Origin of the sequence: Mammaliicoccus sp. F-M27, assembly GCF_022387115.1 — a bacterium.
GTDB lineage: Bacteria > Bacillota > Bacilli > Staphylococcales > Staphylococcaceae > Mammaliicoccus > Mammaliicoccus vitulinus.
The window spans coordinates 228,375-239,472 of the sequence record NZ_JAJNIE010000003.1 but is presented as its reverse complement, the minus strand read 5'-3'; the positions used below and the strand labels follow the sequence as shown (position 1 = coordinate 239,472).

Genomic DNA, 11,098 nt, shown 5'->3' with positions numbered 1-11,098 from the left:
TGTTCCCATGCCGAACACAGAAGTTAAGCTCTTTAGCGCCGATGGTAGTTGGGCTTACGTTCCGCGAGAGTAGGACGTTGCCGGGCAAATATTTATAAATGGATGCGATGAGCCGCACTCGAGACCTGTTAGGTCTCTTTTTTTTGTTCGAAATCTAGAAGGGAGCTAATAAAATGAAAAAATATTTTGAAGAGACGTTCAAAGTAAATAAAAAGAACTTAGCAACCAAAAAAGCATTAATGCAAGCTATTATAGTATTTATTATTTTATCATCTAGTGTACTTTTTGGAAGATTCGATCTTGGATTGACGGCAGTACTAGGATCATTTAGTAATATTTATGTAATTAATGGCTCTTATCCATCTAGAATAAGAAAAGTTATTGTCGTGTCTGTCATGTTAAGCATTTGCTTAATGTTAGGAACTTTAACAATTACAGTTCCATTTTTATATGCTTTAATATTAGGATTAATTGGTATGATTGCTCACTTTGTCTTAAAAGCATTTCAAATACCAGGACCATCTTCACTGTTTTTCGTACTTACTTATAGTGTTGCATCTATTATGCCTATTATGCCAGAAGATTTTCTGAACAGAGGTTTACTTGTATTATGTGGAGGACTTGTAAGTACAATAGTTGTTATAGTTGATGCTATTTTTAATCATAAAAAACCGGAAACTGAGAGTGTTTTAAATATTTTTAAAAATTTAGCTCATTTAACTAAAAACTTTAGTGGAAAAACATTTGATGATGCTCGTAGCGATACTTTAAACTCGATACATCATGCGACTAACACATTAACAACTGCGAATACTTTTTGGAATAAAAACAAAGATTATAATCGCTTATTACAATTAAAAGGTAGAGCAGAAGCTATATGGTCTAGTTGCTTAGAATTATCTTCAAAGGATTATAAAGTTTTACCAATAGAAATAAGTGAATCTCTAAAATACATATATAAGAGAATTGAAGGAACTGAAACTTCAGATTATCTGCCAATAGATTACACTGGAGAAGATATATATATAAGTGAATTAGCTGATTTGATTAATAATACGGTTAAGTTGCTTAATGAATCTGATTTACAACTAGACAAACAAATTAGCTATAGAAAGCCTATGTATTCAAGGATTATTAAAGAAAACTTATCTAAAGACTCTTTAGTGCTTATGTCATCTATGCAATATGGCATTATTTTATTTGCTTCTGTTATTATTGCATTTGGAATGGGATTTGAAAGAGCTTATTGGATACCTATGTCATGCTGTTCTGTATTGTTAGGTTCATCTTCTTTATCAACTATACAAAGAGCATTACAAAGAACAGTTGGTACAATTATAGGTATGTTAGTCGCAGTTTTGATTTTAGTATTTGAGCCGAATACATGGACCATTGTAATTTTAATGGCTATCTTGATGGGGACAGCTGAATTATTAATCGCATTTAACTATACGATTGCTGTTATGTTTATAACGCCAAATGTACTATTAATGTCTGCAGCTATAACTAAACACTTCGACACTTATTTAGTGGTACCTAGAATAACAGATGTTATCATTGGATCAGCGATAGGTTTGATAGGTGTACTAATAGTTGGAAGAAATCAAGCTTCTAAAAAATTACCGAAAACAATTAATAATACTTTGAGGTTACAAGCTAATATATTACACACACTATTTTCATCAAATAAATATCAACATAGTATTGCAGATTCAACAATCATCAGAGAAATGCATACAGAAATCATGAATACTAAAGCGATGTATCAAGCAGCTTTAAATGAAATGGATAACAACGTTAAGAAGGTTGAATATTTATATCCAATTATATTTACCGTAGAGCAATTAGCTTTTACATTAGAAAGAGCATATGAAAAAGGTAACATCAGTACTTTATCTGATCAATCTATAGGTCTTTACTTAACAACCTATGAAAATATATGCAAAAAAGTAGTGTTTAATACAAGTTATGAACCTATTGAATTACCGCAATTAAAAGAGTTTACGAGTATTAGAACGGAATTAATGAAATTGCAAAGTTTAAGCAGTAATAAATTAGACAAAAAGACTTCATAACGATGAAGTCTTTTTTCTTTTGGTTAAACATGATATTAATGCGTTAATATGATCTTCTGTATCTTCTGTATTTATTCCGCCAAAGCCCAGTACAAAATGTGGTTTGTTGTCTGTTTTTTTGAAACGGTAGTGGGATAGTGGTTTTATGTCTATATCAGCTTCTTTAATTCTGCTTATACAGTCTTCTATAGTTAGACCGTTTGTAACAGTTAATATAAAATGCATCCCGGTTAATTCTCCTGAGATTGCAAAAGTTTCTGGATACTTTCTAAGTTGTTTGAGAATATGATCTCTTTTAGTTCTATATATTTTCCTCATTCGATTCAGATGTCTTTCAAAATGTCCTTCATTCATAAAACGACTGAGCATGTATTGAGTATGTCTAGGTACCGTGCCACCTTCTATATTGGTTTTCTTTTGATAGAGTGTAATTAAGTTTTTAGGTAATACTGCATAAGCTACACGTAGAGACGGAGAGATTGATTTAGAGAATGTACTGACATATATAACACTATCGGAGTTGTCTAAACTTTGTAGCGCTGGAATAGGTCTGCCACCATATCTAAATTCCGAGTCATAGTCATCTTCAATTATAAAGCGATTAGATTTCTCTGATGCCCATTTTATAAGTTGAGTTCGTCGTTTTAAATCCATAATGACGCCGGTAGGAAACTGATGGCTTGGTGTAATATAGACGACATCATAATCAGTCTTTTTGATTTGTTCAATATCAATGCCGTTTTGCGTTACAGGTATAAATTCAAAAGGTACATGTTTTCTTTTGAGTAAATTTCTCACTTGTTTATATAGTGGGTCTTCTATCATATATTTTGAATCAGAAATCATATCAGTGATAATGGATAATAATTGTTCAGTTGATGAACCTACAATGATTTGTTGTGGTGAACAGTTCACGCCACGGCTGTGAAATACATAATGTCCGATTTCTTTTCTTAAATTTAAATCTCCTTGTTTATGACCACTATCCAAAAGGTGAACTTGTTGCTCGTCGAATGCTTCTTTTGCATATTTTCTGAACAGGTCATTTGGGAAGTGTTCTTTATCTATTGCACCCAGTTTAAAACTATATTTATAGCTTATTTCATCTTGGTTAGTTTGAGCAGGTACTTTTGTTTTATAAGTTACAGGCAAGTTTACAATATCATTAATATAGAAGCCTGATCGATTTTTACTATAAATATAACCCTCGTCACATAGCAGTTGATATGCATGTTCGATAGTTGTCTGACTGACAGAGAGATAGTGACTCAATTGTCTTTTTGAAGGTAGTTTTTCATCGTGTCTCATGACATCGTTAATGATATTTTGTTTAATATTTTCATAAAGTTGTTGGTATATTGGTATATTAATATTTCTATTAATATCAAACATAAGCATTTCCATATCGTTAACCTCAAATCTGACCACTTATTTTTTAATAAATCTGACTCTTTTACCAGTTCAGAATTTAGTATAACCTACTAATAAGCGATTTAAAAGGAGGAAGTTTTAAGATGTCAAAAATTACTGGTTCAGATAAAGTTAAAAGAGGTATGGCAGAAATGCAAAAGGGTGGCGTAATCATGGATGTGGTTAATGCTGAACAAGCTAAGTTAGCTGAAGAGGCTGGTGCTGTTGCTGTAATGGCATTAGAACGTGTTCCATCTGATATTAGAGCGGCAGGTGGCGTAGCAAGAATGGCAGATCCTCGTATAGTGGAAGAAGTAATGAATGCTGTTTCAATTCCAGTTATGGCAAAAGGAAGAATTGGTCATATAACTGAAGCACGCATTTTAGAATCAATGGGTGTGGATTACATAGATGAGTCAGAAGTATTAACACCAGCGGACGAAGAATATCATTTAAAGAAAGATGATTTTACAGTACCATTTGTATGTGGTTGCCGTAATTTAGGTGAAGCTGCACGTAGAATTGGTGAAGGTGCGGCCATGTTACGTACGAAAGGCGAACCAGGTACTGGTAATATTGTTGAAGCTGTTCGTCATATGAGACAAGTTAATTCAGAAGTACGCAAATTAGTAGTTATGAGCGACGATGAAATTATGACTGAAGCTAAAAACATCGGTGCCCCTTATGAAATCCTAAAAGAAATTAAAGATTTAGGTCGTTTACCAGTTGTGAACTTTGCTGCAGGTGGTGTGGCAACACCAGCTGACGCTGCGTTAATGATGGAGTTAGGCGCTGACGGCGTATTTGTAGGTTCTGGTATATTCAAATCAGAAGCACCTGAAAAATTCGCAAAAGCTATCGTTCAAGCTACTACACATTACCAAGATTATAAATTGATTACTGAACTTTCTAAAGAATTAGGACCAGCTATGAAAGGTTTAGATATTAATCAATTATCATTAGAAGAACGCATGCAAGAGCGTGGATGGTAATATGAAAATTGGTGTTCTAGGTCTACAAGGTGCGGTAAGAGAGCATATTAAGCATATAGAGCAAACTGGTCATGAAGGTATTGTAATTAAGACAGTCAATCAATTAAATGAAATTGATGGTCTTGTATTACCTGGTGGAGAATCGACGACTATGCGAAGATTAATGGATTTATATGGTTTTACTGAGGCGCTGAGAAATAGTGAATTATCTATGTATGGCACTTGTGCCGGTCTTATACTGTTAGCTAAAGCAGTTGTTGGACAGGAAAGCCATTTAAATAAATTAAATGTAGTTGTTGAAAGAAATTCGTTTGGTAGACAAGTCGATAGTTTTGAACAGGATTTAGATGTGAAAGGAATAGATGAAGCGGTTAATGCAGTATTTATACGTGCCCCGCACATACAATCTGCTCATGAAGGTGTAGAAGTATTATCTACAGTTGAAGATAGAATAGTAGCTGTAAGACAAAATCAATACTTAGGTATATCTTTCCATCCAGAACTAACAGATGATTATAAAATCATGAAATATTTTATTGAAGAAATTGTTGAACAATATCAAGTGAAACAACCACAATAAAAATAAAACAGTCAACTGGCTTAAAAAGTCAGTTGACTGTTTTTTGTTTTATTATAAGAAGAATCCAGCGATAGTTGCTGATAAGAATGATACAAGTGTTGCACCGTATAATAGTTTTAAACCAAATCGTGCAACGTTATCTCCTTGTTTATCATTTAATGATTTTACAGCACCGGCAATGATACCAATTGATCCAAAGTTTGCAAATGAAACTAAGAATACAGAAATGATACCATTTGCTCTTTCAGAAATGTCTGCTTCAGGTAAAATACCCATTGCAACGAATTCATTCGAAAGAACTTTAGTTGCCATTATACTACCAGATTGTACTGCATCTGCCCACGGAATACCTGCTAAGAAAGCAAATGGGGCAAAGATAAATCCAATTAAAGTTTGGAAGTCCCAAGAAATAGAACCCCCAGAAACAGCTGAGAAGATATTAGATGTGACACCATTTAAGAGGCCAATCAATGCTACATAACCGATTAACATTGCTGCAACGATAACCGCTACTTTGAAACCATCTAAAATATATTCTCCTAACATTTCGAAGAACGACTGTTTTTCTCCAGACTCTTGAATCATAATGTCGTCTTCTTTAGGGTCTACTGTATATGGATTTATAATGGATGCCATAATAAATCCACCAAATAAGTTTAATACAATTGCTGTTACAACATATCTTGGTTCAACCATTGTAAAGTATGCACCGATAATAGATGCAGAAACTGTTGACATAGCTGAAGCAGTTAATGTATACATACGATGCTTAGGAATTAAAGGAAGTTGTTTTTTTATAGAAATAAATACTTCAGATTGACCTAAAATTGCAGATGCAACTGCGTTATATGATTCTAATTTTCCCATACCATTTATTTTAGAAATAACTAATCCTAAATATTTAATGATAAGAGGTAATACTTTAATATATTGTAAGATACCGATAAGTGCTGATACAAATACGATTGGCATCAATACGTTAAGGAAATAAACTGAAACAGGTTTGTTACTCTTTGGATCGACGTTTGCTACACCATCAAACACAAAGTTTATCCCCTCCATAGCTTTTGCTATGATATAGTTAAAGCCATTTGAAATTCCACCTATGATAGTTAATCCACCTGTTGTTTTTAATAATAAGAAAGCAAATATAAACTGAATTACGATCATTAATCCTATATACTGCCATCTGACGCGCATTTTATCAGAGCTTACTAGCCATGCTAAAAATAGGAACAATAAGATACCGATAATCCCGATAATATAATGCATTACTAACACACCTTTCCCTTGGTATTCTCTCTTTAATAACCTATCTTATATCATAACTTATTTCTTTTGAAAGCGGTATGAAATTTTAAAAATTTTTAAAGAAACAAATTAATTGAAATAATAAAGTGCAGAACATATAATATAGTCAAAGAAGGTCAAAAGAGGTGATGATTAATGCACAACATGTCGGATATCATTGAGCAATACTTAAAGCAATTGCTGGAAGAAGCTCAAGGTGATGTCGTTGAAATTAAACGTGCGCATATTGCTGAAAAGTTTGATTGTGTACCTTCCCAGTTAAACTATGTTATTAAAACAAGATTTACTAATGAGCACGGTTACGCTATTGAAAGTAAAAGAGGTGGTGGAGGTTACATTCGTATTTCTAAAGTCGAAACGAATAGTCAATCAGCATTTATTAGACATTTAATAGAGTTGACAGGTGATCAAATATCGCAAGCAAATGCATTTAGAATCGTTGACGGCTTATTTGAGAATAAGCTAATTACGGATAGAGAGAAAAAAATGATTTTACAAACACTTCATAGAGATACATTACAAATAGAAATACCATATAGAGATATTATTCGAGCAAATATATTGAAACGTATACTTGCCGTCATACATTATAGTTAAAAAGGAGTGACAGTATGCTTTGTGAAATTTGTGGTAAAGAAGAAGCAACAATTCAATTAACATCAACTGGTAAGAAACATAAAACTGAACAATGGATTTGTAAAAACTGTGCTTCAGAACATTTTTATTTCCAAGATGATCAAATGAGCGATCAAAATTTAGATCAAGAATTTGTTGTGAATCAATTTTTACAATATCTCGTAGGTAAACACGGCATTAACTTTAAGCAAGTTCAACCACAAGAAGAAAAGCACTGTCCTACTTGTGGCATGACTTTACCTGATATAGCTAAAGTAGGTAAGTTTGGTTGTCATGACTGTTATGAAACGTTTAAAGATGATGTACCTCAAATTATTAGAAGAGTGCAAGCGGGTAGTGGCGAACATACAGGTAAGATACCTGTATCATCTAGAAGCAAAATACAGCTTAAACAACAAATAGCTGAAAAAGAAAAAATCTTACAAGGTTTGATTGAAGAACAAGCTTTTGAAGATGCGGCAGTTGTTAGAGATGAAATTAAAGCTTTGAAAGCAGAAGGTGAGGTCAAGTAAATGGAAGAACATATCAATGAACATATTAGCGATTGGATGAAAAAAACAGATGATACGCCAATTGTCATGAGCTCCAGAATAAGACTTGCTCGAAACCTTCAAGATGAAGTTCATCCGCTCAAATACGAAGATGACGAAACAGGAAATAAAGTAATTGATAAAGTTAGTAAGGCATTATCAAATTTAAAACTTACAAAGTTATCTGAATTAAGTGAGCTTGAGCAAAATAAATTAGTATTTAAACATTTAATCAGTCCTGCACTTACGAAACAGCAGTCCGGCGCAGTACTATTAAATGAAGATGAATCTACAAGTGTTATGATTAACGAAGAAGACCATGTAAGAATACAAGTAATGGGCAACAATCTCGTGTTAAATGAACTTTATGAAACAGCATCTAAATTAGATGACGAGTTAGACAAACATTTAACAATTTCATACGATGAACAACATGGATTTTTAACGACATGTCCTACTAACATTGGAACTGGTTTAAGAGCGAGTGTCATGTTGCATTTACCAGGACTGAGCATTATGAAACGTATGAAAAGAATTGGCCAAGCAATTAATCGATTTGGTTATACAATTCGGGGTATATATGGAGAAGGAACAGGTGCACTAGGCCATGTATATCAAATATCGAATCAATTAACACTTGGTAAGACTGAACAAGAAATTATTGAAGACTTAACACAAATTGTTGAACAGATTATTAGTGAAGAAGAACAAATTCGACAAAGACTTGATCGCTTTAACCATATGGAAACGAAAGATAGAGTCCATCGTGCTAAAGGTATCTTAAAGTCAGCGCAGTTAATATCTGTTGAAGAAGCATCACTTAGGTTAAGTGAAATGAAACTCGGTATAGATTTAGGTCATCTCGAGAGTAATGACTTTAATTTTGATAATTTAATGGTTACAATACAAACACCATTCTTTGAAGGTGAAGACTCGGAACAATCTGTAGATGAAAAGCGAGCAACCTTTTTAAGAGAACACATATAAAAATTAGGAGGTTAGTTTATGCTATTTGGTAGATTAACAGAGCGTGCACAACGCGTATTAGCGCATGCACAAGAAGAAGCAATGAGATTGAATCATTCAAATATAGGAACAGAACATTTATTATTAGGTTTAATGAAAGAACCAGAAGGAATTGCAGCTAAAGTTCTTGATGCGTTTGGTATTACTGAAGAAAAAGTAACTAAAGAAGTTGAAAATTTAATTGGTCAAGGCCAAGAGCAAGTAGGCGCAATTCATTACACACCTAGAGCTAAAAAAGTAATCGAACTTTCTATGGATGAAGCAAGAAAGCTTAACCATACATTCGTAGGAACAGAACATCTTTTATTAGGACTCATTCGTGAAAACGAAGGTGTCGCTGCTCGTGTGTTTGCTAACTTAGATTTAAATATTACAAAAGCAAGAGCACAAGTTGTGAAATCATTAGGTAGTCCAGAACAAGGTTCGAAAAATGCACAAACTACTAAAAATCAAGCAACACCTACTTTAGATGGATTAGCTAGAGACTTAACAGTGATTGCTGAAGATGGAACTTTAGATCCAGTTATTGGACGTTCAGACGAAATCACAAGAGTGATAGAAGTATTAAGTAGAAGAACTAAAAACAACCCAGTTCTAATTGGGGAACCTGGTGTCGGTAAGACGGCGATTGTCGAAGGACTAGCACAAGCAATTGTACAAAACGAAGTGCCTGAAACATTAAAAGGTAAACGTGTTATGTCGTTAGATATGGGAACAGTTGTTGCTGGTACTAAATATCGTGGTGAATTTGAAGAAAGATTGAAAAAAGTAATGGAAGAAATTCATCAAGCTGGTAACATCGTGTTATTCATTGATGAGTTACACACACTTATTGGTGCTGGTGGTGCAGAAGGTGCGATTGATGCATCTAATATCTTGAAACCTGCACTAGCGCGTGGTGAATTACAATGTATCGGTGCTACAACATTAGATGAGTATCGTAAATATATTGAAAAAGACGCAGCGTTAGAAAGACGTTTCCAACCAGTTAAAGTTGATGAACCAAATACTAAAGATTCTATTTCAATCTTAAAAGGATTAAGAGATCGTTATGAAGCGCATCACCGTATCAACATTTCAGACGAAGCAATTGAAGCGGCTGTTAATATGAGTGATCGTTATATTTCTGATAGATTCTTACCAGACAAAGCAATCGACTTAATTGATGAAGCAAGTTCTAAAGTGAGACTTAGAAATTATACGACACCACCAAGTCTTAAAGAGCTTGAATTAGAACTAGAAACAGTTAAGAAAGAAAAAGATGCAGCAGTGCACTCTCAAGAATTTGAAAATGCTGCTAACTTAAGAGATAAACAAACAAAACTTGAAAAACAATTAGAAGATACGAAAAACGAATGGAAAAAAGCACAAGGTGAGAAGAATACTTGTGTAACGGCTGAAGATATTGCTGTAGTAGTAGCAAATTGGACAGGTGTTCCAATTACAAAATTAAATGAAACAGAATCAGAACGACTATTAAACTTAGAGTCTATACTTCATGGTCGTGTAATCGGTCAAAATGATGCTGTTCAATCTATTTCTAAAGCAGTTAGACGTGCAAGAGCAGGATTGAAAGATCCTAAGAGACCAATTGGTAGCTTCATATTCTTAGGTCCAACTGGTGTTGGTAAAACGGAACTTGCTCGTACACTAGCTGATGCAATGTTTGGTGAAGAAGATGCAATGATCAGAGTTGATATGAGTGAGTTCATGGAGAAACACTCTGTCAGTCGATTAGTAGGTTCTCCTCCAGGTTATGTAGGTCATGATGATGGTGGTCAATTAACTGAAAATGTAAGACGTAAACCATATTCAGTTATTTTATTTGATGAAATTGAAAAAGCACATCCAGATGTATTTAATATCTTATTACAAGTGTTGGATGATGGTCATTTAACAGATTCTAAAGGTCGTAAAGTAGACTTTAGAAATACGGTTATTATTATGACATCTAACGTAGGTGCTCAAGAGCTACAAAACGCTAGATTTGTAGGCTTTGGTGCGAAAGATAGTGGACCTGATTATGAAACAATCAGAAAAACAATGATGGATGAGTTGAAACAACAATTCAGACCAGAATTCTTGAACCGTGTGGATGATATTATCGTATTCCACAAACTAGAAAAGTCACATCTTAAAGAAATTGTTGCTAAGATGGCTGGCAACTTAACTAAACGTCTATCAGAACAAGGTATTCACATCACACTTTCTGATCCAGCTCAAGAAAAAATTGCTGATGAAGGATTTGATCCTGAATACGGTGCGAGACCATTAACGCGTGCTATTCAAAAACATGTAGAAGATAACTTAAGTGAATTAATTTTATCTGGCCAAGACTTAGTAGGTAAAGATGTCATGGTTGATTACAGAGAAGATGAATTTAAATTTGATATATCAGATCATAAAGAAGACGAAACAGAACAAGAAACTTCACAAGCTTAAAAATTAAAATGTAATTTTAATCATATAATGAGTCCGCAAACTATTGCTATTAATAGTCTGCGGACTTTTTATGTTTGTTTTAAAGTATATTAATTT

9 protein-coding genes and 1 rRNA gene are annotated in these 11,098 nt (G+C 33.7%); 8 read left to right on the top strand and 2 right to left on the bottom strand.

Annotated features, from left to right (window positions below; genetic code table 11):
• Both rrf and LQ598_RS05665 read left to right on the top strand, forming a co-directional pair.
• Positions 1 to 86 (top strand): 5S ribosomal RNA (rrf, locus tag LQ598_RS05670); the annotation flags it as partial.
• Between the two features lie 87 nt (positions 87 to 173).
• Positions 174 to 2,075: an FUSC family protein gene (locus LQ598_RS05665; protein ID WP_107536384.1), complete on the top strand. Its 1,902-nt coding sequence runs from the start codon at positions 174 to 176 to the stop codon at positions 2,073 to 2,075.
• Here LQ598_RS05665 and pdxR read toward each other — a convergent pair.
• Positions 2,070 to 3,479 carry a MocR-like pyridoxine biosynthesis transcription factor PdxR gene (pdxR, locus tag LQ598_RS05660; protein ID WP_107536383.1) on the bottom strand — a complete coding sequence of 470 codons (1,410 nt, stop codon included), beginning with the start codon at positions 3,477 to 3,479 and terminating at the stop codon, positions 2,070 to 2,072. The genes LQ598_RS05665 and pdxR overlap by 6 nt on opposite strands.
• Before the next feature lie 110 nt (positions 3,480 to 3,589).
• Here pdxR and pdxS point away from each other — a divergent pair, with 110 nt between their 5' ends.
• Entirely contained in the window at positions 3,590 to 4,477 is an 888-nt protein-coding gene (gene pdxS / locus LQ598_RS05655) for a pyridoxal 5'-phosphate synthase lyase subunit PdxS (RefSeq protein ID WP_016911181.1), read from the top strand.
• 1 nt (position 4,478) lies between these two features.
• Positions 4,479 to 5,057: a pyridoxal 5'-phosphate synthase glutaminase subunit PdxT gene (gene pdxT / locus LQ598_RS05650; RefSeq protein WP_107536382.1), complete on the top strand. Its 579-nt coding sequence runs from the start codon at positions 4,479 to 4,481 to the stop codon at positions 5,055 to 5,057.
• Positions 5,058 to 5,108: 51 nt separating this feature from the next.
• On the opposite strand, the gene LQ598_RS05645 is transcribed toward pdxT, so the two are convergent.
• Entirely contained in the window at positions 5,109 to 6,329 is a 1,221-nt protein-coding gene (locus LQ598_RS05645) for a NupC/NupG family nucleoside CNT transporter (protein WP_107536381.1), read from the bottom strand.
• A 174-nt stretch (positions 6,330 to 6,503) separates the two neighbouring features.
• On the opposite strand from LQ598_RS05645, the gene LQ598_RS05640 reads away from it, so the two are divergent.
• From LQ598_RS05640 to LQ598_RS05625, 4 genes are read left to right on the top strand one after another with little or no spacing between them, the layout of a single operon-like run.
• Positions 6,504 to 6,965, top strand: coding sequence for a CtsR family transcriptional regulator (locus LQ598_RS05640; RefSeq protein WP_016911178.1), 462 nt, complete (start codon positions 6,504 to 6,506; stop codon positions 6,963 to 6,965).
• Positions 6,966 to 6,979: 14 nt separating this feature from the next.
• Complete coding sequence (locus tag LQ598_RS05635) at positions 6,980 to 7,516, top strand: UvrB/UvrC motif-containing protein (protein ID WP_016911177.1); 537 nt, start codon at positions 6,980 to 6,982, stop codon at positions 7,514 to 7,516.
• On the top strand, positions 7,517 to 8,521 hold the full coding sequence (locus LQ598_RS05630) for a protein arginine kinase (protein WP_016911176.1): 1,005 nt from the start codon (positions 7,517 to 7,519) through the stop codon (positions 8,519 to 8,521).
• Positions 8,522 to 8,539: 18 nt separating this feature from the next.
• The gene (locus LQ598_RS05625) at positions 8,540 to 11,002 is read left to right on the top strand and encodes an ATP-dependent Clp protease ATP-binding subunit (protein ID WP_107536380.1); all 2,463 of its coding nucleotides are present in this window, start codon (positions 8,540 to 8,542) and stop codon (positions 11,000 to 11,002) included.
• The last annotated feature ends 96 nt before the right edge of the window (positions 11,003 to 11,098 follow it).

Coding starts and splice junctions, on each gene's coding strand:
- LQ598_RS05640 (WP_016911178.1), top strand. CDS start 6,504: ATGCACAACATGTCGGATATCATTGAGCAATACTTAAAGCAATTGCTG.
- LQ598_RS05665 (WP_107536384.1), top strand. CDS start 174: ATGAAAAAATATTTTGAAGAGACGTTCAAAGTAAATAAAAAGAACTTA.
- pdxT (WP_107536382.1), top strand. CDS start 4,479: ATGAAAATTGGTGTTCTAGGTCTACAAGGTGCGGTAAGAGAGCATATT.
- LQ598_RS05625 (WP_107536380.1), top strand. CDS start 8,540: ATGCTATTTGGTAGATTAACAGAGCGTGCACAACGCGTATTAGCGCAT.
- LQ598_RS05645 (WP_107536381.1), bottom strand. CDS start 6,329: ATGCATTATATTATCGGGATTATCGGTATCTTATTGTTCCTATTTTTA.
- LQ598_RS05635 (WP_016911177.1), top strand. CDS start 6,980: ATGCTTTGTGAAATTTGTGGTAAAGAAGAAGCAACAATTCAATTAACA.
- LQ598_RS05630 (WP_016911176.1), top strand. CDS start 7,517: ATGGAAGAACATATCAATGAACATATTAGCGATTGGATGAAAAAAACA.
- pdxS (WP_016911181.1), top strand. CDS start 3,590: ATGTCAAAAATTACTGGTTCAGATAAAGTTAAAAGAGGTATGGCAGAA.
- pdxR (WP_107536383.1), bottom strand. CDS start 3,479: ATGGAAATGCTTATGTTTGATATTAATAGAAATATTAATATACCAATA.